Origin of the sequence: Methylobacterium sp. E-046, from assembly GCF_022829625.1 — a bacterium.
Taxonomy (GTDB): Bacteria; Pseudomonadota; Alphaproteobacteria; order Rhizobiales; family Beijerinckiaceae; genus Methylobacterium; species Methylobacterium longum.
In genome coordinates, this window is record NZ_JAKSYP010000018.1 from 1 (window position 1) to 26,994 (window position 26,994).

General features: G+C 70.1%; 32 protein-coding genes. 12 read left to right on the forward strand and 20 right to left on the reverse strand.

Annotation, left to right across the window (positions count from 1 at the left end; all coding sequences use genetic code 11):
* Positions 1-358: 358 nt before the first annotated feature.
* Positions 359-880: a DUF2244 domain-containing protein gene (locus MKK82_RS00340; protein ID WP_238292828.1), complete on the reverse strand. Its 522-nt coding sequence runs from the start codon at positions 878-880 to the stop codon at positions 359-361.
* 20 nt (positions 881-900) lie between these two features.
* Here MKK82_RS00340 and nth point away from each other — a divergent pair, with 20 nt between their 5' ends.
* The gene (gene nth / locus MKK82_RS00345) at positions 901-1,680 is read left to right on the forward strand and encodes an endonuclease III (RefSeq protein ID WP_238292830.1); all 780 of its coding nucleotides are present in this window, start codon (positions 901-903) and stop codon (positions 1,678-1,680) included.
* Between the two features lie 242 nt (positions 1,681-1,922).
* Positions 1,923-2,717 carry a phosphoribosylaminoimidazolesuccinocarboxamide synthase gene (gene purC / locus MKK82_RS00350; RefSeq protein WP_147855639.1) on the forward strand — a complete coding sequence of 265 codons (795 nt, stop codon included), beginning with the start codon at positions 1,923-1,925 and terminating at the stop codon, positions 2,715-2,717.
* Positions 2,718-2,724: 7 nt separating this feature from the next.
* Here purC and MKK82_RS00355 read toward each other — a convergent pair whose 3' ends face one another.
* From MKK82_RS00355 to MKK82_RS00370, 4 genes are all read right to left on the reverse strand, one after another.
* Positions 2,725-4,341, reverse strand: a complete 1,617-nt coding sequence (locus MKK82_RS00355) for a glycosyltransferase (protein WP_243984221.1) — start codon at positions 4,339-4,341, stop codon at positions 2,725-2,727.
* A complete protein-coding gene (locus MKK82_RS00360) occupies positions 4,338-6,245 on the reverse strand; it encodes a glycosyltransferase family 2 protein (RefSeq protein ID WP_243984223.1) in 1,908 nt (635 codons plus the stop codon). Before MKK82_RS00360 ends, MKK82_RS00355 begins: the two co-directional genes overlap by 4 nt.
* Before the next feature lie 133 nt (positions 6,246-6,378).
* Entirely contained in the window at positions 6,379-7,002 is a 624-nt protein-coding gene (locus tag MKK82_RS00365) for a hypothetical protein (protein ID WP_243984225.1), read from the reverse strand.
* An 89-nt stretch (positions 7,003-7,091) separates the two neighbouring features.
* Positions 7,092-7,637 (reverse strand): invasion associated locus B family protein, encoded by a 546-nt coding sequence (locus tag MKK82_RS00370; protein ID WP_238292840.1) that lies wholly within the window; start codon positions 7,635-7,637, stop codon positions 7,092-7,094.
* Positions 7,638-7,821: 184 nt separating this feature from the next.
* Here MKK82_RS00370 and MKK82_RS00375 point away from each other — a divergent pair, with 184 nt between their 5' ends.
* Positions 7,822-8,196, forward strand: a complete 375-nt coding sequence (locus MKK82_RS00375; protein ID WP_238292842.1) for a hypothetical protein — start codon at positions 7,822-7,824, stop codon at positions 8,194-8,196.
* A gap of 28 nt (positions 8,197-8,224) precedes the next feature.
* Here MKK82_RS00375 and MKK82_RS00380 read toward each other — a convergent pair whose 3' ends face one another.
* From MKK82_RS00380 to MKK82_RS00395, 4 genes are all read right to left on the reverse strand, one after another.
* Positions 8,225-8,959, reverse strand: coding sequence for a M48 family metallopeptidase (locus MKK82_RS00380; protein WP_243984226.1), 735 nt, complete (start codon positions 8,957-8,959; stop codon positions 8,225-8,227).
* A gap of 139 nt (positions 8,960-9,098) precedes the next feature.
* Positions 9,099-10,067, reverse strand: coding sequence for a phosphatase PAP2 family protein (locus MKK82_RS00385; RefSeq protein ID WP_238292849.1), 969 nt, complete (start codon positions 10,065-10,067; stop codon positions 9,099-9,101).
* A 198-nt stretch (positions 10,068-10,265) separates the two neighbouring features.
* Positions 10,266-10,817: a prepilin peptidase gene (locus tag MKK82_RS00390; protein ID WP_238292852.1), complete on the reverse strand. Its 552-nt coding sequence runs from the start codon at positions 10,815-10,817 to the stop codon at positions 10,266-10,268.
* A gap of 176 nt (positions 10,818-10,993) precedes the next feature.
* On the reverse strand, positions 10,994-11,158 hold the full coding sequence (locus tag MKK82_RS00395; protein WP_238292854.1) for a Flp family type IVb pilin: 165 nt from the start codon (positions 11,156-11,158) through the stop codon (positions 10,994-10,996).
* A 296-nt stretch (positions 11,159-11,454) separates the two neighbouring features.
* Between MKK82_RS00395 and MKK82_RS00400 the strand changes: the two genes are divergently transcribed.
* From MKK82_RS00400 to MKK82_RS00410, 3 genes are all read left to right on the forward strand, one after another.
* A complete protein-coding gene (locus tag MKK82_RS00400; protein WP_238292856.1) occupies positions 11,455-11,946 on the forward strand; it encodes a pilus assembly protein N-terminal domain-containing protein in 492 nt (163 codons plus the stop codon).
* A gap of 100 nt (positions 11,947-12,046) precedes the next feature.
* Positions 12,047-12,694 carry an RraA family protein gene (locus tag MKK82_RS00405; protein ID WP_238292858.1) on the forward strand — a complete coding sequence of 216 codons (648 nt, stop codon included), beginning with the start codon at positions 12,047-12,049 and terminating at the stop codon, positions 12,692-12,694.
* Positions 12,695-12,812: 118 nt separating this feature from the next.
* Positions 12,813-13,487 (forward strand): metallophosphoesterase family protein, encoded by a 675-nt coding sequence (locus tag MKK82_RS00410; protein WP_243984228.1) that lies wholly within the window; start codon positions 12,813-12,815, stop codon positions 13,485-13,487.
* Between the two features lie 3 nt (positions 13,488-13,490).
* Here the strand turns inward: MKK82_RS00410 and MKK82_RS00415 are convergent, their stop codons facing one another.
* The 8 genes from MKK82_RS00415 to hemA form a co-directional block, all read right to left on the reverse strand.
* Positions 13,491-13,871 (reverse strand): DUF423 domain-containing protein, encoded by a 381-nt coding sequence (locus MKK82_RS00415; protein ID WP_238292862.1) that lies wholly within the window; start codon positions 13,869-13,871, stop codon positions 13,491-13,493.
* Positions 13,868-14,521, reverse strand: coding sequence for a ribosome biogenesis GTP-binding protein YihA/YsxC (yihA, locus tag MKK82_RS00420; RefSeq protein WP_238292863.1), 654 nt, complete (start codon positions 14,519-14,521; stop codon positions 13,868-13,870). Before yihA ends, MKK82_RS00415 begins: the two co-directional genes overlap by 4 nt.
* Before the next feature lie 14 nt (positions 14,522-14,535).
* On the reverse strand, positions 14,536-16,392 hold the full coding sequence (yidC, locus tag MKK82_RS00425) for a membrane protein insertase YidC (protein ID WP_238292866.1): 1,857 nt from the start codon (positions 16,390-16,392) through the stop codon (positions 14,536-14,538).
* Positions 16,382-17,011, reverse strand: coding sequence for a ribonuclease P protein component (gene rnpA, locus MKK82_RS00430; protein WP_238292868.1), 630 nt, complete (start codon positions 17,009-17,011; stop codon positions 16,382-16,384). Before rnpA ends, yidC begins: the two co-directional genes overlap by 11 nt.
* A gap of 80 nt (positions 17,012-17,091) precedes the next feature.
* Positions 17,092-17,226 carry a 50S ribosomal protein L34 gene (rpmH, locus tag MKK82_RS00435; protein ID WP_007558110.1) on the reverse strand — a complete coding sequence of 45 codons (135 nt, stop codon included), beginning with the start codon at positions 17,224-17,226 and terminating at the stop codon, positions 17,092-17,094.
* A gap of 169 nt (positions 17,227-17,395) precedes the next feature.
* Entirely contained in the window at positions 17,396-17,941 is a 546-nt protein-coding gene (locus MKK82_RS00440; RefSeq protein WP_238292870.1) for an adenine phosphoribosyltransferase, read from the reverse strand.
* A gap of 71 nt (positions 17,942-18,012) precedes the next feature.
* Positions 18,013-18,810 (reverse strand): inositol monophosphatase family protein, encoded by a 798-nt coding sequence (locus tag MKK82_RS00445; protein WP_238292872.1) that lies wholly within the window; start codon positions 18,808-18,810, stop codon positions 18,013-18,015.
* 206 nt (positions 18,811-19,016) lie between these two features.
* Complete coding sequence (gene hemA, locus MKK82_RS00450; RefSeq protein WP_373323400.1) at positions 19,017-20,285, reverse strand: 5-aminolevulinate synthase; 1,269 nt, start codon at positions 20,283-20,285, stop codon at positions 19,017-19,019.
* A gap of 612 nt (positions 20,286-20,897) precedes the next feature.
* Between hemA and murA the strand changes: the two genes are divergently transcribed.
* Complete coding sequence (gene murA / locus MKK82_RS00455; RefSeq protein ID WP_243984229.1) at positions 20,898-22,187, forward strand: UDP-N-acetylglucosamine 1-carboxyvinyltransferase; 1,290 nt, start codon at positions 20,898-20,900, stop codon at positions 22,185-22,187.
* A 286-nt stretch (positions 22,188-22,473) separates the two neighbouring features.
* Here murA and MKK82_RS00460 read toward each other — a convergent pair whose 3' ends face one another.
* Positions 22,474-22,869, reverse strand: a complete 396-nt coding sequence (locus MKK82_RS00460) for a hypothetical protein (RefSeq protein ID WP_238292878.1) — start codon at positions 22,867-22,869, stop codon at positions 22,474-22,476.
* 204 nt (positions 22,870-23,073) lie between these two features.
* Here MKK82_RS00460 and MKK82_RS00465 point away from each other — a divergent pair, with 204 nt between their 5' ends.
* From MKK82_RS00465 to MKK82_RS00485, 5 genes are all read left to right on the forward strand, one after another.
* Positions 23,074-23,520 carry a DUF2948 family protein gene (locus MKK82_RS00465; protein ID WP_238292880.1) on the forward strand — a complete coding sequence of 149 codons (447 nt, stop codon included), beginning with the start codon at positions 23,074-23,076 and terminating at the stop codon, positions 23,518-23,520.
* A gap of 21 nt (positions 23,521-23,541) precedes the next feature.
* A complete protein-coding gene (gene hisD, locus MKK82_RS00470; RefSeq protein ID WP_238292882.1) occupies positions 23,542-24,837 on the forward strand; it encodes a histidinol dehydrogenase in 1,296 nt (431 codons plus the stop codon).
* Between the two features lie 10 nt (positions 24,838-24,847).
* Positions 24,848-25,330, forward strand: coding sequence for a UPF0262 family protein (locus tag MKK82_RS00475; protein ID WP_238292885.1), 483 nt, complete (start codon positions 24,848-24,850; stop codon positions 25,328-25,330).
* 23 nt (positions 25,331-25,353) lie between these two features.
* Positions 25,354-25,824 (forward strand): low molecular weight phosphatase family protein, encoded by a 471-nt coding sequence (locus tag MKK82_RS00480; protein WP_238292887.1) that lies wholly within the window; start codon positions 25,354-25,356, stop codon positions 25,822-25,824.
* 242 nt (positions 25,825-26,066) lie between these two features.
* Positions 26,067-26,420 (forward strand): hypothetical protein, encoded by a 354-nt coding sequence (locus MKK82_RS00485; RefSeq protein ID WP_243984231.1) that lies wholly within the window; start codon positions 26,067-26,069, stop codon positions 26,418-26,420.
* 31 nt (positions 26,421-26,451) lie between these two features.
* Here the strand turns inward: MKK82_RS00485 and MKK82_RS00490 are convergent, their stop codons facing one another.
* Positions 26,452-26,778, reverse strand: a complete 327-nt coding sequence (locus tag MKK82_RS00490) for a hypothetical protein (protein ID WP_238292891.1) — start codon at positions 26,776-26,778, stop codon at positions 26,452-26,454.
* Between the two features lie 76 nt (positions 26,779-26,854).
* Positions 26,855-26,994: transglutaminase-like cysteine peptidase (locus MKK82_RS00495; RefSeq protein WP_243984232.1), on the reverse strand; the 140-nt coding region annotated here is incomplete at its 5' end.

Consider the following 26,994-nt stretch of genomic DNA (forward strand, 5'->3'; position numbering starts at 1 on the left):
AACAACAGATCGGCACAAGTCTCTCACGCCAAGCCCTAAAGCTTGGCCGCAAGGACAAACGCCGCCCGCGTCTCCCTTCCTCAATCCAACTTGTCAAAGAACACCCCGGAACCCCGGGGCTCATCACAGGCAAACAGAGGATCAACCGGCTACTTCGCCGGCCAGTCCCGCCGCTTGTCAGAAGATGGCTCAGCGCCCGGTCCACTTCCGCGGCCGGCGCCGATGAACCGGGGTATAGATCCACCGCTCCGACCCGTCAACAGGCTTGCTGCGGTGCGAAGCGTTTTTTCTGTCGCAGGGTCGCGACAGGCGTGTGACGCGCTGTGAAGGGATCGCTGGGCCGTCCGACGCGGGCACGTCAGTAGCCCTTCTTCACCTGCGCGAGCGCGGCCGTCAGCCCGGAGGCGATCCGGGCTCGCTCGTCGGGTCCCGCATCCCGAGCGACGAGGGCCTGCTGCCGGCGGGACACCAGCGTCAGGCGCTGGAGGCCGTACTCGTCGTCCTCCACGGTCTCGATCTTCGTCCAGAGCGGATTGAACCGCCACTCGCGCCGCTCGCCCTGATGACTGACGCGGGCGAGGAGGATTTCGATCTGCGAAATCATCACCTCTTCGAAGGAGCGCCCGCGGCGGAAGCTCACTTTCAGAGCCGCGTAGATCGCCAGCATGTCGAGGCCGAAGAAGCCGGCCACCGGCCAGAACCCCATCCGCCACGCCCAGATCGAGACGGTGAGCGAGACCGCGCAGCAGCCGGCCATCACCACCCGGAAGCCGCGCCGGCTCAAGGATTGGTGCGGCCGGATCGTCGCCGTGAAGACGGGGCGGTCGATCGTGTCCGGATCGAGCCCATACGGATGGACGGAAGGATTGCCGCTCGCCATGCGATCCATATAACGCGGCGATGCCCGCCAGAAAGACTCCCCCACCCGTGACGGATCGCGCCGCCGGCGGCCTGACGGGCCGGGGCAGACGCAGGCCCCCGTCCCGCCCGGGCGGGACGATCGAGCCCATCGTGACAGCGCGGGTGGAGACATCGCCCGCTGCGGTCGACCCCGCGACCCTGGCCGAGATCTTCCGCCGCTTCCACGCGGCGGAGCCGGAGCCGAAGGGCGAGCTCCATTACGTCAACCCGTTCACGCTCCTCGTCGCCGTCGTGCTCTCGGCCCAGGCGACCGACCGCGGCGTCAACCTCGCCACCGGCCCGCTCTTCGCCGTCGCCGACACCCCAGAGAAGATGCTGGCGCTCGGGGAGGAGCGGGTCCGCGACTACGTCCGCACGATCGGGCTGTTCAACACCAAGGCGAAGAACGTCGTGGCGCTGTCGCGCATCCTCGTGGCGGAGCACGACGGCACGGTGCCGGCGAGCCTGGAAGCACTTCAGGTCCTGCCCGGAGTCGGCGCCAAGACCGCCAGCGTCGTGCTGAACATCGCCTTCGGCGTTCCGCGGATCGCCGTCGATACCCATATCTTCCGGGTCTCGAACCGGATTCCGCTGTTCGTCGGCGCGACCACCGACAAGGTCCAGGCCGGCCTGGAGGCGATCATGCCGGAGCCCTACCGGCTGCACGCCCATCACTGGCTGATCCTGCACGGCCGCTACACCTGCAAGGCGCGCAAGCCCGAATGCCCGCGCTGCCTCATCGCCGATCTCTGCCGGTATCCGTCGAAGACGGTGGCGTGAGGGATCGCGCGACAGGTCGGTCCCGGTCGGCAAACGAGCCGCCCGGCCCGTTCCCGGCACGTGCGGACCGGCCCGCGCAATCCCGCCCCGCGGGCTAACGCGTTGTGCTGGAAGCCCGGTTCGGCTAGTTTGGCCGCCGGTCGCCGGGGCCCTCGGGCAGAGGCCGTCCGGCTGCCCGACCTCGCGTCCGGTCGCCGCGCCGCGGATTCCTCCCAATCGTCGCGCATCAGGAGCCTCGGCCCATGGACTTCCTCAAACCACGGTACACGCCTATGAACCGCCGCCGTCGCATCTACGAGGGCAAGGCGAAGGTCCTCTACGAAGGGCCGGAGCCCGGCACGCTCATCCAGCACTTCAAGGATGATGCGACGGCCTTCAACGCGAAGAAGCACGAGGTCATCGACGGCAAGGGCGTGCTGAACAACCGGATCTCCGAGTTCGTCTTCCAGCACCTCAACGACATCGGCGTGCCGACGCACTTCATCCGCCGGCTGAACATGCGCGAGCAGCTCATCCGCGAGGTCGAGATCATCCCCCTCGAGGTGGTGGTGCGCAACGTCGCGGCCGGATCCCTGGCCACCCGCCTCGGCCTGGAGGAAGGCACGCAGCTGCCGCGCTCGATCATCGAATTCTACTACAAGAACGATGCCTTGAACGACCCGATGGTCTCCGAGGAACACATCACCGCCTTCGGCTGGGCGACGCCCCAGGAGATCGACGACATCATGGCGCTGGCGATCCGCGTCAACGACTTCCTGTCCGGCCTCTTCCTCGGCGTCGGCATCCGGCTCGTCGACTTCAAGATAGAGACCGGCCGCCTCTGGGAGGGCGACATGATGCGGATCGTGGTGGCGGACGAGATCTCCCCGGATTCCTGCCGGCTCTGGGACATCAAGTCGTCGGACAAGCTCGACAAGGACCGGTTCCGCAAGGACCTCGGCGGCCTGATCGAGGCCTACACGGAGGTGGCCAAGCGACTCGGCATCATGTCGGAGAACGAGAAGGTCCAGGGCGGCGGGCCGCGCCTCGTCCAGTAGGTACCGTTCAACCGAGCGGGCGGCGCAACGCTCCCCGCCCGGCCTCCGAGAACCTCGAGCGCAGCCGCGCGTGGGTCGAGAGGTCCGGATCGAACCCGGGATGATAATGGGGGTCCTGCACCAGCAGCGACCCCCATCGCTTTTTCAGCCCCGCGATCTCGCGCTCGTGCCGGGTACGGGCCTCCGTTGACCAGCGGCGGCTCGCCGCCTCGCGGTGGTGAAGGACCGCTTCGGGGACGAGCAGCGTGCGGTAGCCGGCCGCGCTGAGGCGCAGGCAGAGATCGACGTCGTTGAAGTCGACGGCGAAGACCGCTTCGTCGAAGCCGCCGATCGCCCGGAACTTGTCCGCCTCGACGACCAAGCAGGCGGCCGTGACCGCCGAGACGGCGTGCGTGACGCGCAAGGCCGCGAGATACCCGGGGGCGTCGCCCGGGAAATGGCGATGCCCGTGGGTGACGAGGCCGCCGGTGCCGAGCACGATGCCGCCGTGCTGGATCCGCCCTTCGCCGTCGAGGAGCTTGGCGCCCACGGCCCCGACATCCGGGCGGAGGGCTTCCCGGGCCATGAGCGTGAGCCAGTCGGACCGGAATGCCTCGACGTCGTTGTTGACGAAGACCAAGAGCCTGCCGCGGGAGCGGGCCGCGGCCGCGTTGTTCATGGCGGCGAAGTTGAACGGCCCGGGACAGGACACGACGTGCCCCCTCCCCTCCCCTTCCAGGGCACGCAGATAGGCCAGGGTTTCCGGCTCGCGACTGTCGTTGTCGCAGACCAGGATCTCGATGGAAGGCCAATCGGTGCAGCGCCGAAGGCTGTCGAGGCACGGACGGAGGAGGTCGAGCCGGTCCCGGGTCGGGATGATGATGCTGGCCAGGGGAAGCGGATCGGGGAGCGGATACTCCACCCGCACGAGACCATCCGGCGTGAGGGCGACGCGGACATCGGAGCGCCCCACCCGGTCGAGATGGCCGCGCACCACCCGCCGGTGGCGGCCCGGCCTCCCCTCGCCGCCCGGCTGCGCGGAGCCCTTTCTCACCGCGCGACGGAGCGCCAGGATCCCGGGCAGGTGGCCGACGGAGCGCGCGCCGTACCGCTCGGCGATCAGAAAGGCCGCCTCGGCCGGGCCGGCCGGATCGGCCTCGGCATCCAGGGAGGTGCGCCGACAGGCCAGGATCGGGCCGAGATAGTCGAACGCGGCGAGCCGGTCGGCATCGTAGGCCGGCGGCAGCAGCGGCAGGACCGGGCCGCCCGGCCGATCCTGGACCAGCGCGTCGCCGTACACGGCGTGGAGATCGGGATCGGCCGCGAAAGCCGCGCTGATCCGCTCGGAAGCACCGGCTACGAGGTGCCCGTCGCCGATCACGCGGATGCCGGGGCCCGGTTCGTCGGCGGCGGGCGCGAAGCGGTCGAGGCTGCGGGCCGGAAGCGTGAGCCGGTGATCGATCCCGACCAGCGCCGCACCCTTCTGCCGGGCGCGCAGCCGCTTGCCGGTCAGCCGGGCCCGGAAGACCGCGGCGGCCTCGCCCGGTCGGCTGAACACGCGGCGCGCCGCCTGGACCAGCCCGCGCCAGGTTCGTCGCGCGGAGCCGAGATACAGGCCGTCCTCCGCGCCCGATCCGGGCGTCATTCGAGATCCTCGCCGAAGGTCGTGAGCGACAGGGCCGGATGATAGAACGGATCGTAGCGGATCACGTCCCGCCAGCGATCCGAGAAGCGACCGGCCTCCTGCTCGAAGCGGGCACGCTTGGCACCGACCGAGGGACCACGGCTGACGGATTCGAGATGCGCGAGGGTCGCATCCGGCGTCCAGACGGTCTTCCACCCGGCCGCGCCGAGCCGCAGGCAGAAATCGACGTCGTTGAAGTCGACTGGGAACGTCTCGGCATCGAAACCGCCCACCGCGAGGTACTTCTCGCGCGATACGGCGAGACAGGCGGCCGTGACGGCCGAGACCTCGTGCGCCACCTGCAGCCGCCCCAGATGACCCGGCGTGTCGCCCGGCCGGCGGCGCAGGATGTGGCCCGCCCGGCCGCCGAGGCCGACCACGACGCCGGCATGCTGCAGCGTGCCGTCGTCGTAGAGGAGCTTCGCACCCACGGCGCCCACCTCGGGCCGGCAGGCTTGACGGACCATGGCCTCAAGCCAGCCCGGCTCCAGCACCGCCACATCGTTGTTGAGCAGCACGACGACGGTGCCCGAAGCCGCCGCGACGCCGGCATTGACCATCGCGGCGAAGTTGAAGGGCTGCGGATCGATGCGGATACGGACGCGCGGGTCGCCGCGCAGGTCCTCGTAAAAGGACAGCACCTTCGCATCCGTCGAGCCGTTGTCGACGATGAGCAACTCGACGGGTTCGTAGGCCGTCTCGTGGAGGACGCCGCGACAGACGCGCGCGATCAGGTCGAGCCGGTCGCGCGAGGGAATCACGATACTGACCTTCGGCACCGGTTGCGGCAGCGGCCAGTCTAGCCGGATGGCGTCCCCACGAAGCGCGCACCGGACCGGAACGCCGGAGGCTCGCAGCCGCCCGTCGAGGGCGCGCGCCCGTGCAGTCCGGTCGAGGGGATCTTCCACGGTGCGGGCGAGAATGCGCGGCACGTGGACCACCGACGCGCCGGCCGCGATCGCGGCGACTTCGAGGGCGAGAAGCGCCTCCTGCTGTGGGCCGATCGCCGCCGGCCCCGACGCGGCGAGGAAGGCGCGCGATGCGAGCAGGGGGCGTCCCGCGTAGCCCGTCGCCAGGGCAAGGTCCGGGCTCCAGTCCGGCTTCAGCTGCGGCCTGCCGTCGGATCCGAGCGCATCACCGTAGGCGAGGTCAGCGCCCGAAATCGCCTGCGCCAGCAGGGCCAGCGCGTCCGGTTCAAGGACGTCGCCCGGTCGCAGCAGGCAGAGCGCGTCGGCATCAGCGACCAGCTCGACCGGCGACACAGGCCCGTTCCAGGTCCGGTGAACGGCACGCGCGTCCGGTGCGTCCGGCGGCCCGCCCTCCCAGGCGACGCAGGCGCCTACCGCGCGATGCGTCTGTGCCCGGATCCCGTAGAGCGTCGCCGCCAGGGCGATCGCGTCATCCGGCCGTGCGGGGATGAGGCAGCGGATCCGCAGGTCCGTGGGCGGGAGGCGGGCCGGCCGCGTCCGGGACGCGGCCCAGGACGGGAATTGCCCCATCGGGGTCACCGCGCAGGCGCCCCGCAGCGTGTCGCGGTAGCGCCGCTCCGAACCCCGGACTCGATCGTAAAACGCCCCCACGAAGCGCAACGGCCGGGTCAAAAGGCACTGCGCGAGCACGTCGACCTCGCGTCGTATCCCGACGCGGTTCAGGACGAAGTCGGGACCGGCGCACAGGCGGATCTCCCACGCGTCGGGGGGGATGAGTCCCAGCCAGTGCGCGACACCCTGGGACGCACCCGGGAGAACGAAGTCCTCCGGCGCGCGTTCGGGTCCGCGCAGGATCCGCAGGATCGGGCGGCGGGCCGCCAGGGGCTTACCCCCGTAGCTCAGCACGATCCAGCCGGGCCGGCAGTCCGAGAGCACGAGGCGGCGACCGAAGACCGGGTCGTCCGTCGGCTCCAGGCGGAAGCGCGTCTCGCGCCCGAGCCGGAGCCGGAATCGTCCGCGGCCGGTTGCTTCGGTCAGGGGAACCGGATCGACGAGCTGCGCCGCCGCGTCACTGGGCAGCGTCGCCTCCGCCGGCCGGAGCCTCTGCGACAGCCGGCTTCCGGCGGCGCGGCTTCGAGGCGGGCTTTGCGCCCGCAGCCTTGCTGACGCCGACGCCCACGGCGATATCGTAGTCGGTGGTCACGGCCGCCGGGACCAGTAGCTCGTCGGCGACGATGGTGGCGAAGCCCTGCGCCTCACCGGACCCGACGACCACGCTCGCACGCTCGACGCGGCTCGTGACCACCTTGCCCTCGTGACGGATCTGGAACGTGACCGGGACGTCAAACCGGCCGGGCGCGCCGGCGGGCCCCAGGAGGACGTTGACCTCGACGCCCACCTTCACGGTGATCGAACCGTCCTGACGGCGCGCGCATTCCCGGGCGAGCCGGGCGAGGGAGAACTGGGTGCGCACCGTACCACCGGCGAGAATACGCGTCGCAGCGGCGCCCTCGGCGATCTCGACGGGTGGGCAATAAGCCGGATCGAGGCTCTCGGGCTGCGACGGCGGCACCGTCGTGCCGACGAACTTGAAGAGATTGGAGAGGATATTGCCCTCCTGCGCTCGGGCCGGTGCCGCGCCCAGCGAGGCGGCCAAACCGGCGGCCAGCACGAGGCTGCGTACGGCGCCCAAGCACGCCGTCGGCCCCCCCGCTGCGTTCGAGAACGTCGCCGGAGAGTGATCCCGAATCCCGATCATCGCAGGGCTCCCGAGCGGCATCGTCATTTCAGGCTGTCGAACCCGGCCGCGAAACCTTTCATCGACAGCGGGATGCCGACGCCTTCCTCGGGCGTCTGGAACACGATGAAGGTCGCCTGCGAACCGCCCTTGAACTGCCGGACGAGGCCGTCGTCCATCACCACCTCGGCCACGCAGCCGGTGGTGAGGCAGCGCACGAATCCGGCGCGGCCGATATCGGTCTGGTCGATCTTCAGACCGAGGCCCGACGGCAGGAGCACGCCCAGCGGCGCCACGACGCGCAACAGGTAGCCGCGGTTGTCGGCCGTCTTCAGGACGATCACCACGAGGGTCAGGTTCGGGCGATCCTCGGCGGCGAGGTACTGAACCAGCGCACATTGCTCCGCCTTGGCGCCGGCCGGCGTCTCGCAGCGCAATTGCCAGTCGTCGAAGGTTTTCCGCACCGTGCCCTGGGCCGCGGCAGGCCCCGCGGGCGAGAGCGCCGCGGCGACGACGGCGAGACAGACCGGCAGCGCGACGCGCCGGGCAGCACGCCGGAAACGAACGAGCCTCGCGTGAAGCGGCACCACCGATCCCTTCGGAACGCTCCGGCCGTGGACCGGCGGGAGCCGTACAATCGGGGGTGTTCCGACCATGGGCGCCCCCGCGCTGTCAAGCGATGCGCGCGGTGTTGCCCCACAGCGCTATCCGCGCGGCATCTCCCGGCCTAGATAAGTCACGGTCAGTCCTCCAGCGCCGGATCCTGAACTCGTGATGCGCCCGTTCGCTCTCTCGGCCGCCTGTTTGATGGCCACCCTCGCGCAGGCCGGGGCCCAGTCCCTGCCGGTCGGCGAGACCACCTACGTCGAGCGCTCGCTCAACCACAGCAGCACCCTCGTGATCGAGCATCCGCCCGTGGCCGCGAACCCGTATGGCCGCCGCAACGGGCAGGCCGCGATCGCGGGCTACTGCCGGGAAGGCGGCTTGGTCCGCCGACGCGACGAGTTCGGCAACCCGGTCATCATCCGCCAGCGCGAGGTCTGCGACGGCGTCGCACCGCGCACCCTCGCGCCCGGAGAGGTCGATCCGCGGCCGAGCTGGCCGGCCGATGCCCTCACCCGCCAGCGGGTGCTGCGCGCCAAGGGCTGACGGCAGCTGACGGCAGGCCGCCTCTCGCTCACCCGTAGCGGTGCAGGCCGGCGCCGCTGCGCTTGAGCCAGGCTTCCGCGGTATCCACCGCTGGGCAGAGGTCGTGCAGGAGCGCCCAGAACCGGGGCGAGTGGTTCATCTCGCGCAGATGCGCCATCTCGTGGGCGACGAGGTAGTCGAGCACCACCGGGGGCGCCAGGATCAGCCGCCAGGAGAAGTTCAGCTCCCCGCGGGCGGTGCAGGATCCCCACCGGCTGCGGGTGTCGCGCAGGGTGATGCGGGCCGGCCGCTCGCCCAGCCGCTCCGCATAGCGTTCGACGGCCTCCAGGAGGTCGCGCCGTGCCTCCCGCACGAGGAAGTCGCGGATCCGACGCGCGACATGAGCCGGATCGCACGCCACGGAGATCGCCGCCTCCTCGCCGTCGTGCTCGATGCGCACCGCGCCGCTGCGGGTGTCGCGCAGGCGGACGCGGTGCGGCACGCCGCGCAGGGGCACGCGCGCCTCCGGCTCGAACCCGACACGCGCGGGCAGGCGCGCCAACCGCGCGGCGATCCAGGCCGAGTGAGTCGCCGCAAAGCGCTGCGCGGTGTTCACGGCGGTGCGGCTCGGAAGCGTGATCACCACCTCGCCGGTGGCGGCCGAGACCCGCAGCGTGATGCGGCGCGCGGTCGGGCGGCGGCGAAGCGCGACGCGGAAACTCGAGCCCTCGTGCTGGACCTCGAGGTGGTCTGGATCAGGGCGACGCAGGAGCGCGAGGATCATGCCGAACTTCTAGCTAAGCTGACAGCGGCGCTCCAGATCCCGATCCGCGGAATCCGCACACGGCGGCGGCGGGCCCCCTGAGGGCATTCGCGGGCGGATGAAGCCGGCGATGAAACGTCCGCCAGGCGGGAAAATCGCCTCACGTCCAGCGGGTGACCATGCCGTCCGCGCCCGATTCCGACCAGACCGGGGAGACCAATTCGCTGTCGCCTCGCGACGGTCGAACGAGGCGGTGCGCGATCACGATCGCCCCGACCGCGATCAGGGCGCCCGCGCCGACATCGATGAAGTAGTGACCACCGTCGATCGGTGTCGCGGCGACCAGCATCGCGTTCAGGGCGAGGCCGGGCCAGCGCGTGACGCGGCATATCCATAGATAGCGGGCGAACAGAACGCCGAGCGCCGCGTGGAAGCTCGGGAAGGTGATGATGCCCTCGAGCTGATCGAGGGAAATGCTGCGGAGCGTGCCGTCGCGCAGACCGGTCAGGTGCGAGAAGTGAAGGTAGGCGGCGGAACCGTTCGCGCCGGGGAAATCCTCGGGCCGCAACTGGAGATGCACGAACACCTCCGCCGCGGGCATGAAGGCTGAGATCAGCACCGTGGTCAGGCCCGCGAGCATGAAGGCCAGCACGAACTCCGGGACGGCACGCAGATGCCCGCCGAGTCCGAGCACGATGACCACCACGATCAGCTGGGTCATCAGGCTCTGATAGGCCAGAGACAGGGCGAAGCCGATCCACGGATGGTCGTTGAAGCCGTTCAGGTAGGCCAGCCAGTCGAGACCGAGGGATTGGTCGACGGCCCGGAAAGTCCCATCCCAGAGCGGGCCCCCCGTTGCCGCCACCGCGTAGGACAGGAGAGCCGCGCAGGCGCTGAAGGCGATGACCTGCGCGAGGCTCGACAGGCTGACCGCGAAGCGCGGTTCGAGACGCCGCGTGCTGTAGAACGTCGCCAGGCCCTCGAGGCCCGCACAAGTCAGAGCGGGGAGGACCGCGCCTGCGGCATCGAGCGCAACGCCCGCCGCCCGCATCCAGGCGGCGGTGAGGACGGCCACGGTCAGGATCAGCAACCAGAGGCGCGCCCGCACGGGATGAAAGTCGGCCGGCATGATCAGCACCCGTCGTAGGCTCGTGCTTCGCGTGATCGGTCGGGGCAGCACGCGCGCCGGCCTGGGGACACATCCAGGGAGACGGTGTCTTCACGGCCGGCCGTCGGGCCACCCTCGGCTCGGGGCCTCAGCCCGAACGGCGGGACCGCCCCCGGGGACTCACCTGGGCAGACCCGGCGCGCCTCCGCGACCCGCGTCCTAGCCGGCGATGGCCCGGATCCAGAGCTCGGTCTCGGGCAGCACGAGAAGGGCCGCGCCGGCGAGGGCAATGCCGTAGGGCACCCCGGTCTTGGCGTCGTGCAGATGCAGGGCGAAGGGCATGCGCGCGATCCGGTGAGGCAGGGGGTGCGATCGCGCGAACAAGATCGCGAGGGTCAAGGCCCCGCCGAAGATCGAGGCCACCAGCAGGTAGTCTCCGAGCCCGTCCAGGCCGAGCCACAGGGCCGTTGCGGCCGCCAGCTTGGCATCGCCCCCGCCGATGACGCCGAAGGCGAACAGCGTGAAGGTGACCGCGAGGACCGCCGCCCCCGCACCGAGGTGGTAGCCGATCTCGGCCCAGCTCATCGGACCGGTCGCGGCGACGATCACGAACCCTGCCACGAGTGCCAGGGAGATCCGGTTCGGGATCAGCATCGTCAGGAGGTCGCTCGCCGCGGCGTAGGCCATCAGGAACGGGAACAGGATCAGCAACCCGAAGCTCGCGACGCCGAGGCTCGTCAATCCTGAGCTTGCCATTGCCGAGCCGACCATGTTCGGGCCTAACCTGCCGTTGCGGGATCCTGCGAGTCTGACACCGGGTTGCGCCCCTCCGAAGGGGCGGTCCATGTCCCGGCTAACGGCCGTGCCGGCCGGTCGAGGCTCCCCGTCCGCTCGGTGCGGACGGAGAGGCCTCAGACCTGCCGCAGATCGTGGCCGTCAGAACGCAATCAGTTCAGGTTGTTGGAGATCTGGGTGAACTTGGCGGTGAGGCTGGTGCCGACAGTCTTGAGCGTCGCGATGATGGCGACGGCGATCAAGGCAGCGATCATGCCGTACTCGATGGCGGTGGCGCCGGACTCGTCAGAGGCAAAACGCTTGAACAGGGTCTTCATGAGGAGCGATCCTTCGATCAACACAGTGCAGCTAAACTTGCTCAATGACCGATGAGGAGTTTCAGGTCTCGATCGGCGGCATGCACAGACTGCCTATTACGCCTTGAAAATCGGTTAAATCGAACTTGGATCGCTGCCCCGGGTCGGCCGGCTGCCCGCTTGGTGAAAGTTGCGTTTCGACGATGCATGTCGGGCGGGTGGCGCCCGCCCGCTTAGCGCTTCCTTCACCGTTCCGGCGTATGCCCCGGTGCGGAGCGGTGTTCCGTGCACCCTCCGCCTCCCCTCGAGGATCTCCGATGCGCCGCACCTTGTCGAAGGCGGGCCGAGCCGGCCTCATCCTCCTGCTGATGGGCGCCACGGCGGCTGCCGGCCAGCCCGAGTCCCTGCCGGTGGTGACCATCTTGGTCGACAATGCCAAGATCATTCGCCTGCCGGAACGGACGTCGACCGTCATCGTCGGCAATCCCATCATCGCCGAGGTGACGCCGCAGAAGAACGGCGTACTCGTACTCACCGGCAAGAGCTTCGGCTCGACCAATCTCATCGCCCTGGACAATGCCGGAGCGATGGTCGCCGAGACGATGATCCGGGTCGAGGCATCCCGGGACTCGACCATCACGGTACAGCGCGGCCTCGACCGGGAGTCTTTCTCGTGCACGCCGAACTGCCAGCCGGCGGTGCAGCTGGGCGACTCGGCGAAGTATTTCGGTGACACGAGCGGCCAGGCCGATGCCCGCCGCAAGCTCGCCACGAGCGGCTCCGGGCCGATGTCGGCTGGGGAACGCTGACACGCGCACCCGCGACAGGGCGCCCGTCCTGAGGCAGGATCTCCCGACGCGCCGCGGCACCAAAGCCCGGCGGCCTCGTCGCAGGGAGTGATCCAAGCCGATGACTGCCATCACGCGCGACCCCGCGCCGCCGAGCGTCGATGCCGATTTGCTGGCGGCATTCCGCGCTGTGCCGACCGCGACGATCAGCGATTGCCTCGACCGCATGCCGGTCCTCTCCGGCCTGCGCGCGTTCCATCGGCGCGGAGGTCTTCTCGGAACCGCCATCACCGTACGGGTACGCGCGGGCGACAATCTCGCCATCCACCAGGCCTTGGAGGAGGTCCGCCCCGGCGACGTGATCGTCGTCGACGGCGCAGGCGACACGTCTCGGGCGCTCGTCGGCGACATCATGAAGGCGATCGCCGAGAGCCGGGGCGTGGCAGGCTTCGTGATCGACGGCGCCGTGCGCGACACCGACGCCTTCGCGGACGCCGACTTCCCCTGCTACGCCCGGGCGGCGACGCCGCGGGGTCCCTTCAAGTCCGGCCCGGGCGCGATCAACGTGCCGGTCTGCGTCGGCGGCTGGACGGTGAACCCGGGCGACGTGGTCGTCGGCGATTCGGACGGCGTCGTGACCTTCGCGCCCGATATTGCCCCCCGGCTGCTGGAAGCCGTGCGCGCGCAGACTGCCCGCGAGACGGAGGTGCTCGCGCAGATCCGGGCCGGTCGCTACGACGGCCGCTACGCGCGGGTCACGACGGGTTGAGGGAACTCGGCACAGCTGCAGCCGGGAGTTGACGGGCGCGCCCGTGCCCGCGCAGCCGCATCGCGATCGTCGCCGCGCGCAGCCTTGCGGAGTGGCGCGCCGCGGTGGACGATGGGGCATGGACTCGACCCCCCTCACCTACGCGATCGGCGATATCCACGGCTGCGCAATCCTGCTCGACAGGCTGCTGGATCAGATCGCCGCCCATGCGGGGGATCGCCCTCACAAGCTCGTGTTCCTGGGCGACTACATCGACCGGGGCCCCGACAGCGCCGCGGTGCTGCGCACGGTCAGCCGCCTCAACTGGGCCGAGCCGGACCGCGTGACCTGCCTGATGGGCAATCACGAGCGCATGCTGCTGGACGCGATCCAGACCCCCTCGGCCGCCGCGCACTGGATGTACAACGGCGGCGAAGCCACGATGGATTCGTTCGGCGCGCGGGACATCGCCGGCATCCCCCGGGATACCCTCGACTGGATCGAGGCCCTGCCGACGCTGCACGGGGATCACGCCCGCTGGTACGTGCATGCCGGCCTGCGACCCGGCACGGAGGCGCACGCGTCGGATCCGCACGACCGCCTCTGGATCCGCGAGCCGTTCCTGGAGGGGGAGCACGATTTCGGCCGGCACGTGGTCCACGGCCACACGCCGCAGCGGAGCGGCCGCCCGGAACTGTGCCGGTTCCGCACCAACCTCGACACCGCCGCAGTCTACGGCGGCGCGCTCACCGCCGGCGTCTTCTCGGACGCGGAGGGCCCCCCGATGGAATTCCTGCAGGTCCGGGCGCGCTGAGGCTCAGCCACGCCGCGCAGGCACCCATGCGCACAGGATCCCGGCGAGCCAGCCGCCCATCAGGGCGAACCCGCCGGACGGCGCCGCCATCGGGAAGAGCGGCTGCTGGAGCCACGTGCGCGCCGAGAGGTCGCCGCAGAACAGGATCAGCCCGAGCACCAGCAGCCCCGCCGCAACGCGGGCCAGATTGCTCCGGGCGAAACCCGCGGTTCCGAGGCCGACCAGGGCCAGGATGGCGGGGGCATGGAACAGCAGGAACTGCGCCGCCGTCTTGAGCGAATCCGCGCCGGGAACATGCGCGGCGGCCGCGCTCAGCGCGACGCCGAGCAGCCCGGCAAGGCAGGCGAGCGCCGCGAGCGCGCGGTCGACGCCGGAAACCCTCACGCGCCGCGCTCCACCAGGAGCTTGGCGATCGCCGCCCGCAGCTCCGGCACGCCGCTGTCGTCACGGCTCGAGGTCAGGATCACCTGCGGAAAGGCAGCCGGGCGCTTGGCGAGACCCGCCTCGATCCCGGCGATGCGGCTCGCGACCTCGCCCTTCTTGAGGGAATCGCCCTTGGTGAGCACCACCTGATAGCTGACCGCCGCCTTGTCGAGACCGTCGAGCACGTCGGTGTCGATCGACTTGAAGCCGTGGCGGGCGTCGATCAGCATGAACACCCGGGCGAGACTGGAACGCCCCTTGAGGTAGGCATGGATCAGCCGGGTCCAGGCCTCGACCTTCGCCTTCTCGACGGCGGCGTAGCCGTAGCCCGGCATGTCGACGAGCGACAGGCGCTCGCCGATCCGGAAGAAGTTGAGCTGCTGCGTCCGACCCGGCGTGTGCGAGGTTCGCGCCAGGGTGTTGCGGCCCGTGAGGGCATTGATCAGGCTCGACTTGCCGACGTTCGAGCGGCCCGCGAAGGCGATCTCGACGCCCTCCATGGGCGGCAGGCGGTCAAGGGTCTGGGCGGCCGCGTAGAAATCCGCGGCGCCGGCGAACAGGAGACGGCCGGCCTCCACGAGGCCGGCCGCGTCATCGTCGTTCTCTGTCACGGCAATCCCGCCCGTCAGCTCTTCGTGGCAGCTGCCTTGGTGCCGCTGCCGCGCCGGAACGTGGTGCGCAGGTTGTCCCACAGCTCCACCTTCACGCCGTTGCGCCGCATGATGACGTATTGCTGGATCACCGACAGCGTGTTGTTCCAGGCCCAGTAGATCACGAGGCCCGCCGGGAACGAGCCCAGCATGAAGGTGAACACGATCGGCATGAAGGTGAAGATCTGCGCCTGGACCGGGTCCGGCGGCGCGGGGTTCATCTTCATCTGCACGAACATGGTCACGCCCATGATCAGCGGCCACACGCCCAGATGGACGAAGTCGGGCGCCGGGAAGGGCAGCAGGCCGAACAGGTTGACGACACTCGTCGGATCGGGCGCCGCCAGATCGTGGATCCAGCCGAAGAACGGCGCGTGGCGCATCTCGATGGTGATGAACAGCACCTTGTAGAGCGCGAAGAAGACCGGGATCTGGATCAGGACCGGCCAGCAGCCGGCGACCGGATTGATCTTCTCCTTCTTGTACAGCTCCATCGTGGCCTGCTGCGCCTTCAGGCGGTCATCCTTGTAGCGCTCGCGGATGGCGGCCATCTCGGGCTGCACGGCCTTCATCTTGGCCATGGACACGTACGACCGGTTGGCGATCGGCAGGAACAGCAGCTTCAGGCAGAAGGTGACGACCAGGATCGAGACGCCGAAATTGCCGAACAGGTGGTAGAAGAAGTCCAGTGCCCGGAACATCGGCTTGGTGATGAAGAAGAACCAGCCCCAATCGATCATCAGATCGAAGTGCTTGATGCCGAGGTCCTTCTCGTAGTTGTTGATCAGGTTCACTTCCTTGGCGCCGGCGAACAGCCGCTGGGTCGCGGTGGCCGAGGCGCCGGCCGCGAGGTTCACGGCGTCGCCGCGCACGCTCGCCTGGTAGACGTTGGTGGTGCCGTCGGTCCGGTCGGTGAAGGCGCCCGTGTAGGGCGTGTCCTGATCGGGGATCGCCGCCGCCGCCCAGTACTTGTCGGTGATGCCGACGAAGCCGCCGGTCACGCCGGTCCAGGCCTTCCCCTTGGTGCTGGCGCCCCCGTAGGCGCCCTCCTTGGCGAGCTTGTCGTAGGTGAATTCCTGCAATCCATCGTTGCCGAGGTAGCCGATCATGCCCTCGTGCAGGACGTAGTAGCCCTGGGTGTGCGGCTTACCCCAGCGGGAGACGAGGCTGTAGGGATAGAGCGTCAGGGCACCCGAGCCCTTGTTCTCGACCTCGTCACGGACGGTGAACATGTACTTGTCGTCGACCGCGATCACGCGATTGAAGACGAGTCCGGCACCGTTGTCCCAGGTGAGGGTCACGGGCTTGCCGGGCGACAGGGTCGCGCCCTCGCCGGTCCAGAGCGTGTCGTTGTTGGGCAGCGGCCCGGCGTTGGCGCCGACCCAGCCGAACTCGGCGTAGTAGGGCGTCTCGCTGCCGGCCGGCGAGAACAGCACGATCTCCGGGCTCTTCGGATCCACGGTCTCGTGGTAGCCCTTGAGCGACACGTCGTCGACGCGGCCACCCTTCAAGGCGATCGAGCCGGTGAGCGCCGGCGTATCGATGCGGATGCGCGGCGAGCGCGCGAGGGCCGCCTCGCGGGAGACCGGGCCGGCCTGTCCCGGTACGGTGCCGGGCGCGGGAGCGGCCGGCCCGCCTTCCTTGGGCGACGGGGACGGCACGCCGTCCGGCGTCACCCCCGGGGGCTGCTGTTGCTGCTGCGCGGCCTTGTTCTGCGCTTCGATCTGGCGCTGCTGCTCCATGCGCGGGCCGGCCACGAAGTACTGCCAGCCGAGCAGCACCAGCAGCGACAGGCCGATGGCCACGAACATGTTCGTCTTGTCATTGCCCATCAGGGACACCGCCGCACGCGTTCGGAGTGGCATCAGGCGCGGCACCGGCCCGGTCGGACCCGCGCGCGCCTGTGATTCGGGAATCTCTGTCGCGCCCGTGCGACGAAGCCATGTCGGCCTCGCCGGACGGGGCGGGCTGCCCGGAAGCTGCGCCCGCCTCGCGCGGAGGAGATAGGGTCGTCGGAGGAGGTGTGGTCTTGGACCGCCGGCCGCCAGACCGCCCGGCGGTTCGATCGCCCCGGGCGCTGCCGGACGGCCTGGGGGCGGCCGGACGCGTCACCACGGACAATGCGCGGCGCAGGTCGTCCGCCAAGATCTCGAAAGCGGCGTCCAGCGCCGGGCGACGGGCGATCAGCACGATATCGGCCGGCAGGCTCGCGAGCGCATCGGGAATGTCAGCGGCGACCAACGTGACGGCCGCGCGCAAGCGACGCCGGATGCGGTTGCGCTCTGGCGCCTGACCGACCCGCTTGGTGATGGTGAAGCCGAGCCGAAGGCCCGGACCACCGCTCGGGTCCCGCAGGCGACCCTGCGCGGTCAGGCGGTCCGTATGGAATCGGCGCCCCTCGGCCGCCGCCAGGAAATCGGGTCGCTTCCTGAGCCGCTCGATCGTCGCCATCGATGGTTCGATCCCGGCCAATCCATGCCCCGCCGCGCGGCGGCCTCATCGGCACCGCGCCCGCGGGGGTGAAGTCGGCCTCAGGCCGACAGGCGCTTGCGGCCGTGGGCGCGACGGCGCGCGATCACCTTGCGGCCACCGGCGGTGGCCATGCGCGCACGGAAGCCGTGGCGGCGCTTACGGACGAGCTTGCTCGGCTGGTAGGTTCTCTTCATGGCCCAGAGCCTTCAAAGGTCGAGGCGCGCTCGCGGGCGGCTGATGCCGCACCCGACCTTCACGCGTCCTTGGTTGTCTGCAAACACGAAGGGCGCCCATGCGGGGCGCCACGTCGCGAGTGGCGGGCTTATGGCGGATGGGTCCCGCGAAGTCAACGTTTCGACGGTCTCAATGTCCCTCGAACTGCATGAGCGCGCGCACCTCGACGCCCATGTCGCGCAGGCGCTGCGCCCCGCCGATCTCGGGCAGGTCGATGACGAAGCAGGCGGCCACGATCTCGGCGCCGATCTTCTGCAGCAGGTTCACGGCCGCGGTGGCGGTGCCGCCGGTGGCGATCAGGTCGTCGACCAGCAGAACCTTGTCGCCGGGCCGGACCGCATCGACGTGGATCTCGATCTCGTCGGTACCGTATTCGAGGGCGTAGGCCATCGAGACGGTCGTGTGGGGCAGCTTGCCCTTCTTGCGGATCGGCACGAAGCCGCAGGACAGCTGGTGGGCGATGGCCCCGCCCAGGATGAAGCCCCGCGCCTCGATGCCGGCCACTTGTTGGATCTGGCCGCCGGCATAGGGATGCACCAGCGCGTCGACCGCCCGGCGGAACGCCCGCGGGTCGCTCAGCAGCGTGGTGATGTCGCGGAAGATGATGCCGGGCTTCGGGTAATCGGGAATCGAGCGGATCGACTCCTTCAGCGCGACGTGGCGGCGGGCTTCCATGCGTACAGGCCTTCCCGTGGAGGACGGGCGCTTAAAGCAGAAGCCCGGCGCTCTGACCAGTTCGCGGCGGCTCAGGCCGCCTGCACCTTCTTGAGGATGCCGACGAGCTCCCGGTGCAGCCCCTCGTTGCCGCAGGCCACCGAGCGGGGAGCCAGCGGCTCGGCCGCGCCGTCCGCCGAGGTCACGAAGCCGCCCGCCTCGCGCACCAGGATCACGCCGGCGGCGAAATCGTAGGTCTGGAGGTCGCGCTCCCAGTAGGCGTCGAGTCGTCCGCAGGCGACGTAGGCCATGTCGAGGGCCGCAGAGCCCATCCGGCGGGTGCCGCCGGCCACCGCCATCACGGCACCGAGTTCGCGCAGCAGGCGTGGATGGCTGCCGCGACCGAGATAGGGCGTGCCGTAGCCCACGAGCGCGTCGGCCATGTCTTGACGGCCCGAGACGCGCAGCCGCCGGTTGTTGAGGTAGGCGCCCTTGCCACGTTCGGCGACGAACAGTTCATCCTTGATCGGATCGAAGATCACCCCGGCCACGATCTGGCCCTCGCGCTCAAGCCCCACGGAGACCGCGAAATGCGGCACGCCGTGCAGGAAGTTCGAGGTGCCGTCGAGGGGATCGACGTGCCAGGTATGGCTCTTGTCGGAGCCCTCGATGATCCCGTTCTCCTCCAGCACGAGGCTGTAGCCCGGACGCGCCTTCATCAGGGCGTCGCGCACCACCTCCTCGGCCTTGCGGTCGGCGGCCGAGACGAAGTCCCCGGGACCCTTCCGCGAGACCTGGAGATTCTCGACCTCGCCGAAGTCGCGGCGCAGGCCGCGGGCGGCCTTGCGCACGGCATCGACCATCACGGTCATGAGCGGGGAGGAGATCATGGTCGGACTTTTCGCAGGACAGGGTTGGCGCCGTGGTTACAGGCCTGCGCCGGAAAAGACGAGACGGGCACGGGACATGGGAGCGGTGCGCGTGGCCCTCGCACCGCAACGGCGCTCGGCCAAACGCCTGGCGTGGCTGGGCGATGAACCCTCCGCCCTCGCTCCGCGCGAAGACGGCCGGGTTTCCGACGGCCCGTCGCGGGACCCTACTCCGCCGCCTCGACGAACACCGTTCCGGCCCGGGGCAGGTCCAGCGCCTGCCAAGTCTCGGAGAGGGCCGCGGCGAGCCTAGCGATGTGCCCGGCATCGTGGAACGGCGAGGGCGTGATCCGCAGGCGCTCGGTGCCGCGCGGCACGGTCGGGTAGTTGATCGGCTGGATGTAGATGGCGTGGTGCTCCAGCAGGTGGTCGGCGGCCGCCTTGCACAGCTCGGCATCGCCGACCATCACCGGCACGATGTGGGTTTCCGTATCCAGGACCGGCAGGCCCGCTTCCGTCAGCGCCGCCTTGGTGGCCGCCGCCTGCCGCTGGTGCGCCGCCCGCTCGACGCCGGAGCGCTTGAGGTAGCGCACCGAGGCGCGGGCGGCAGCCGCCACCGCGGGCGGCAGGGCCGTCGTGAAGATGAAACCCGGCGCGAAGCTGCGCACCGCGTCGCAGATCGCCGCCGAGGCGGTGATGTAGCCGCCGACGCAGCCGAAGCCTTTGGCGAGCGTCCCCTCGATCACGTCGACCCGGTGCATCACCCCGTCGCGCTCGGCGATGCCGCCGCCCCGCGCGCCGTAGAGGCCGACGGCATGGACCTCGTCCAGGTAGGTCATGGCCCCGTAGCGGTCGGCGAGGTCGCAGATCGCGCCGATCGGCGCCACGTCGCCGTCCATCGAGTAGACAGACTCGAATACGATCAGCTTCGGCCGGTCGCCGGCCTCCTGAAGCAGCTCCTCCAAGTGCCGGAGGTCGTTGTGCCGGAAGATCTTCTTCGCGCAGCCCGAATGGCGCACGCCCTCGATCATCGAGTTGTGATTGAAGGCGTCGGACAGGATCAGGCAATCCGGGATCAGCTTGGCGATCGTCGAGATGCCGGCTTGGTTCGACACGTAGCCCGAGGTGAAGACGAGGCCGGCTTCCTTGCCGTGCAGGTCGGCGAGCTCGCGCTCCAGATCGACGAGCGGCGAGTTGTTGCCGGCGATGTTGCGGGTGCCGCCCGCGCCGACGCCGCAGCGGGCGACGGTCTCCGTCATGGCGGCCACCACCTCCTTGTGCTGGCCCATGCCGAGATAGTCGTTGGAACACCACACGGTGATCTCGGCGGTCTTGCCGTCCGGCTGGCGCCACTTCGCCGTGGGGAAGCGCCCGGAGATGCGCTCGATATCGGCGAAGACGCGGTAGCGGCGCTCGCCGTGCAGCTGGTCGAGGGCGCCGCGGAAGTAGCGCTCGTAGCCAGAACCGGCGCGCGTCGATCCCGCTTGGGCGAGCATCGTGCTGGGCATCCGGGTGACGGTCATCGAGCGTCCTTCGCGTGTTCGGCCGTGCGGGTGGCGCCCGTCTGGCACCGATGTCCCGCGATCGAGGTCCGGCCTCGGTCCTAGTCCTTCGCGTGAGAGCCGGAAGATACGCGCGGATCTGGAACTGGTTCAAGGTAAGGTTCTGGCATCGCTGCGTTGCATCCGTTGAGAGGCCTGGAAAAAGCCGCTAGCGTCATGGCTCCCGACCGGCCCGAACGCCTCTGCAGGTCTTGCCGCCCCCCATGCATCGACCATCGCGAACAGGCAGGCGCGGCGCTTTGGCCGCAGGCGGGCGCTCCACGACTGTCCGGCGACGAAGGGTCGCGCGGTGACGGAGGCGAAAGACCAGCGCGCGGCCCGGTTGAAGGCCGCGCTCCGCGAGAATCTGCGCCGGCGCAAGGCTCAGGGCCGCCGGCGCGCGGAGGATCAGACGCCGGACGCGGATCCGTCCCGCGAAAAAGGAGCCGGTCAGGGCGGTCCTGATTCCGACAAATCCGGTCTATAGGCGACGGCCAAGCCTGGGGGCGACGGCGCCCGCGAGCAATACGGCCGCGCGCCCCGGGGTGCGCCGCCCGAGGATACAACATGGACCGCATCCACATCACCGGCGGCACCCCGCTCAACGGCGTGATACCGATCTCCGGCGCCAAGAACGCGGCGCTGCCGCTGATGATCGCCAGCCTGCTCACCGGCGAGACGCTCGAACTGATCAACGTGCCGCGGCTCGCCGATATCGCCGCGCTGACCCGGATCCTCGGGAACCACGGCGTCGACCACATGGTGGTGGGCAAGCGCCCCGGTCAGACCACCGAGACCGGGCAGACCATCCGGCTCACCGCCTCCAACGTGATCGACACCACCGCGCCGTACGACCTCGTCTCGACCATGCGGGCGAGCTTCTGGGTGATCGCGCCGCTGCTCGCCCGGTTCGGCGAGGCCAAGGTCTCCCTGCCCGGCGGCTGCGCCATCGGCACCCGGCCGGTGGACCTGCTGATCATGGCCCTGGAGCGGCTCGGGGCCGAGATCGAGATCGACGCCGGCTACGTGGTGGCCCGCACCAAGAACGGCCTGCGCGGCGCCGAGATCGCCTTCCCGAAGGTGACGGTCGGCGGCACGCACGTGGCGCTGATGGCCGCCGCCCTCGCGTACGGGACGACGGTGATCGAGAACGCCGCCCGCGAGCCGGAGGTGGTCGACCTCGCCGAGTGCCTGAACAAAATGGGCGCCAAGATCCGCGGCGCCGGCACCCCGCGCATCGAGATCGAGGGCGTGGCCCGGCTGAACGGCGCCCGCCACGCGGTGCTCCCGGACCGGATCGAGACCGGCACCTACGCCATGGCGGTGGCGATGGCGGGCGGCGACGTGGTCCTCAAGGACACCCGGGCGGAGCTGCTGCACTCGGCCCTCGACGTCCTGTCGACCACCGGCGCCGAGATCACCCAGGTCGAGGGCGGGATCCGCGTGCGGCGCAACGGCGCCGGCATCGCGGCGGTGGATGTCACCACCGATCCGTTCCCGGGCTTCCCCACCGACCTGCAGGCGCAGTTCATGGCGCTGATGACGCTGGCCAAGGGTCAGTCGCACATCCGCGAGACGATCTTCGAGAACCGGTTCATGCACGTGCAGGAGCTGGCGCGCCTCGGCGCGAAGATCAGGCTGGAGGGCGACCTCGCCATCGTCGAGGGCGTGGACCGGCTCAAGGGCGCGCCCGTGATGGCCACCGACCTGCGCGCCTCCGTCTCCCTGGTGATCGCGGGTCTGGCCGCCGAGGGCGAGACCCAGATCAACCGGGTCTACCACCTCGATCGCGGCTTCGAGGCGCTCGAGGCCAAGCTCGACCGCTGCGGCGCGCAGATCGAGCGCGTCCGGGCCTGAGCGGCCGGCGGGTGGCCCGGACGACCGGTGGAGTCCGGGCCGCCGTCGTCCAGCCGTGATCGCCGTCCGCGCGCGGCCGACGCGGACGACCCGGATCCCGATCCCAGGGGCGGACCTGTTCGGCGCGCCGGTATGCGCCCACCAGGATCAGCCCGGACGGCACGCACGCGTTCTGACGCTCCCGGATGCCGGCGTGCTCGATCTTCGGGTCGAGCCCGCGGGGCCGCCCGGATGCGGCCGCCGAGGCGGGCCACGCCCGGACGATCATGCGCGACGATCGACGCGCTCAGTCCTCGATCCGCCCGCGCTTGTAGCCGAAGCCGGGGATCTCGCAGCTGCAGGGCGCGTCGGGCGGAGCGGCGCGGGTCAGGCACGTGCCGCGGGCGGTCACGCAGACACTGTCGCTTCGCTGACGGTCGCCCTCGCCACGCCAGCGCGGCGGCGGCCGGTCATCCCCGTCCGCGAAGGGCGGCGGAGGTGGCGGGAGAGGCCGCCAACCGTAGCCGTCATCCGCCGGCGCGGGCGGGGGGCGACCACCAGGCGGCGGATCGTAGGCATCCCGCTCCGGCCCGGGACGGCCACAGATGTAGGAACCCGCCCCCGGGCCGACCTGCGCGTCCACGGGCGCAGCCGCCAGCATCGCCAGAACCGTTAGAACCGCCTGCTTCGTGTGTTGGGACATCCTCGATCCTGCCTCGACCTTGCCCCCGCCGCTTCTATGCGGCGGCGCTGGGCCGAGCCTGGAGCGTGCCCGGAGCGCGCCCGGAGCCTGTCCGACAAGAGGATCCCCCGGTCTGCCGTTGCCCGAACGGGGCCGCGCCGCTACCTACGCCCTGCCGCGGGGCCCCTCGCCGCCCCGCGCCCCGTATTCCCGAGGATCCACTGCATGGAGCTGCTCAGGCTCGCCGCCCTCGACATCGAGGACCTGACCGTGATCTCAGCCCACCTGCAGGACGCGATTGTGCGGCCCGAGGACCTGACCTACCTGGCCGGCGAGCAGCGCTTCCTCATGGCCGCGCGGCGCTTCGACTGGACGCCGGAGGCCCCGCCCCGGCGGCGGCTCACCGGCCTGCATGTCGAGCGCGTCCTGGGGGTGAAGAGCCGCGGGCTGACGCCGGGTGACACCACGCCCATGAGCCTGCTCGCCCTCACCTTCGAGCCGACGGATGCGCCCTCCGGGTATATCGACTTCGTCTTCTCCGGCGGCGCAGCCCTCCGGCTCGAGGTCGAGTGCATCGAGGTGCGGATGAAGGATCTGGGCCCGGTCTGGGAGTCGGCGACCCGCCCCGGCCACGACATGGACACCGACACGGTCGCCGGCCCGGCGGCCTGACGCGAGACAGAAGGCTTCCCGATGGTCCGGCTCGACAGCAGCGATCCGAATTTTGCCGCCGACTTCGCACGCCTGCTCACGGTCAAGCGCGAGATCGCCGAGGACGTGGATGAGGCGGTGCGCGGCATCATCGCCGACGTCGTTGCCCGCGGCGACGCCGCCCTGGTGGCGTTCACGCAGCGCTTCGACCGGCTCGGCGCCGACTTCTCCGCGGCGCAGCTCCGGGTCAGCGACGCGGAGATCGCCGCGGCGGTGAACGCCTGCCCGCCCGATTCCCTGGAGGCCCTGCGCCTCGCCGCCGAGCGGATCGAAGCCTTCCACCGAGCCCAGCGTCCGACGGATCACCGGGCCACCGACGCCCTCGGGGTCACCGCCGGCTGGCGCTGGACGGCGCTGGAATCGGTCGGCCTCTACGTTCCGGGCGGCACCGCCAGCTATCCCTCCTCGGTGCTGATGAACGCGCTCCCGGCCCGCGTCGCCGGGGTTCCGCGTGTCGTCATGGTGGTGCCCACCCCAGACGGCCAGATGAACCCGCTGGTCCTGGCCGCCGCGCAGCTCGCGGGCGTGCACGAGGTCTATCGCGTGGGCGGCGCCCAGGCCGTGGCGGCGCTGGCCTACGGCACGGACACGATCGCGCCGGTGGCCAAGATCGTGGGTCCCGGCAATGCCTGGGTGGCGGCGGCCAAGCGCCGGGTCTTCGGGCAGGTCGGGATCGACATGATCGCGGGCCCCTCGGAGGTGCTGATCCTGGCCGACGGCCATGCCAACCCGGACTGGATCGCCGCCGATCTCCTGGCCCAGGCGGAGCACGACGTGGCAGCCCAGGCGATCCTGATCACCGACAGCGCCGAGCTGGCGGGCGCCGCCGAGAGCGCGGTGGAGCGCGCCCTCACTACCCTTCCGCGCCAGGAGATCGCCCGGGCGAGCTGGCGGGATTACGGCGCCATCGTGCAGGTGCGGACCCTCGACGAGGCGGTGCCGCTGGTCGACCGCCTCGCCCCCGAGCACTTGGAGATCGAGACGGAGGACGCGGAGGCGCTCGCCGGCAAGGTGCGCAATGCCGGGGCGATCTTCCTCGGCTCGCACACGCCCGAGGCGATCGGAGACTACGTGGGCGGTCCCAATCACGTCCTGCCCACCGCCCGGTCCGCCCGGTTTTCCTCCGGGCTCGGGGTGCTCGATTTCATGAAACGGACGACGATTCTCGCCTGCACGCCGGAGAGCTTGCGGGCGCTCGGTCCGGCGGCGATAAACCTCGGCCGGTCCGAGGGCTTGGAGGGGCACGCCCGCTCCGTCGCGATCCGGTTGAACCTGTGAGGTTTTGGGGATGGCGGAGAAGCAGCGCGGGCCGAACCGCCTCGCGAAGGTGAGCCTGGACGAGGCGTCCATCGCCCGCGGCAATCCGGATCAGGAGCACGAGCGGGCGATCGCCCTGTTCGACATCCTGGAGGACAATGCCTTCGCGATCCCCGGCCGGGAGGGCCCCTACGCGCTGAAGCTGGGCCTCGTCGAGAACAAGCTGTCCTTCGCCATCACCAGCGTGGATGGCGAGCCGGTGATGACGCACCTGCTGTCGCTGACCCCGTTCCGGCGGGTGATCCGCGACTACGAGATGATCTGCGAGAGCTACTACAACGCGATTCGCACCGCCTCCCCGTCGCAGATCGAGGCGATCGACATGGGCCGGCGCGGCCTGCACAACGAGGCCTCCGAGACGCTGAAGCAGCGCCTGGACGGCAAAGTCGACCTCGACCACGACACGGCGCGCCGCCTGTTCACCCTGATCTTCGCCCTGCACTGGAAGGGCTAGGGCGCCTTCCGCGCCGACCGGCGATGGCTGAACCCGTTCCCGAGCCCACTCCGAAGAAGCGGCGGGTCCAGTCCGTCCTGTTCATGTGCAACTACAATGCCGTGCGCTCCGTGGCCGCGGAGGCGATCGCGCGCGCCTATTTCGGCAAGTCGACCTACGTGCAATCGGCCGGGGTGCGCTCCGGGGAGCCCACCGACCCGTTCATGATCGCGGCGCTGGACGAGGTCGGCATCGACGCGAGCCGGCATCGCCCCCGTACCATCGAGCAGCTCGAGGATTGGGAGGGCCTGAACTTCGACCTGATCATCACCCTCGCGCCCGAGGCGCACCACCGGGCGCTGGCCCTGACGCACACGCTCGCGGCGGACGTCGAATACTGGCCGACGCCCGATCCGACCCTGCTGCAGGACGCCTCCCGCGAGCAGCGCCTCGACGCCTATCGCGATGTCCGCGACGGGCTGATCCAGCGGATCAAGGCCCGCCTCAAGGGCTGACGGCGGCGGCCGCCCGCCATCGATGGAGGCCCGGCGCGCGCCGGCTTCGGGCGCGGCATCGGCCGCGGCATGGGTCGAGGGCGCCATCCCGTATATCGGGACGCGACAAGCATGGTACAAAGCTTTTCTGAGAACAGATTCGGCAGAATCCCATGTTTATCACGAATCTAATGTACGCCGCATCAGCATTAATCCTATCGTCGACATCAATAGCTTTCGCCCAATGGAGACCTTCCGGTGGCATGCTGGACATTCCGCGGACGATAAACTGCGCGGCGACCGGCGGGACCGTCGCCACGGTGGCGCCGGACGGTATATATATCTGTCCAGCGCGCGCAGCCCTCGTCGACTCACAAGTCTCCGACGCCAGCCACTTCTACATCGTCCATGAATATGGATCCCTCGCCCTGCATAAGAGGACCAAAAAGCTGGCCGATTGCTGGGCCGCGCACGCCCTGGCGGTCGCGCCGAACAGCCCGCACTACGTCCGGCAGTGGATCAAGCATTGGCGCGCTTTCGGGACGACGGACCCGGTCTACGGGACTCCCGAGGCGCGGATCGCGAACGTGCGAAGCTGTTGTGCCTGCGGCATCTAGGGCGCGGGGCCGCGGATGCGGGCGCCTCGGCTCAGCCGCGGCTGCCGACCAGCCAAGCCCGGATGCGGCCGGCGAGGAGCGGCCGGGCACGGGCCACATCCTCGTCGTCGAGGAGCGGCGAGCCCGAGAGGGCGCTGAGATAGTTCTCCTCGGCGCTGCGGCAGGCCTGGAAGGCGGCGTCGGCGGCCAGATCCCGCTCCGTCAGCGCGGCCTGGATCCCGAAGTTCCGGCGGAGGCAATCGCGCCAGACGGCATGGCGGCTCTCGGTCTCGCTGGCGGCCCTGGCCGGCCCCGCGGCACCGGCGACCAGCAGCGCCGCGACAAGCAGGGCCGGCGACAGGGGGCGGGCTCGTGGCATCGATCAGGCACTCCGTCGCGGGACAGAGTGGCGCCGCAGGGTTAGCACTCGGTTAAGCGGAAGCGTCCGACACGTCTCAGCGGTTTGCGGTGGTGACGGGCGAGGTGACGCCGCCCAGCGACACCCAGGCGACGGCGTCCTGGCTCTCGCGCTTGATGAACACGTAGCCGGTCCTGTGCCAGGGCAGGATCGCGCTGGTCTTGTTGTCGAGCACGA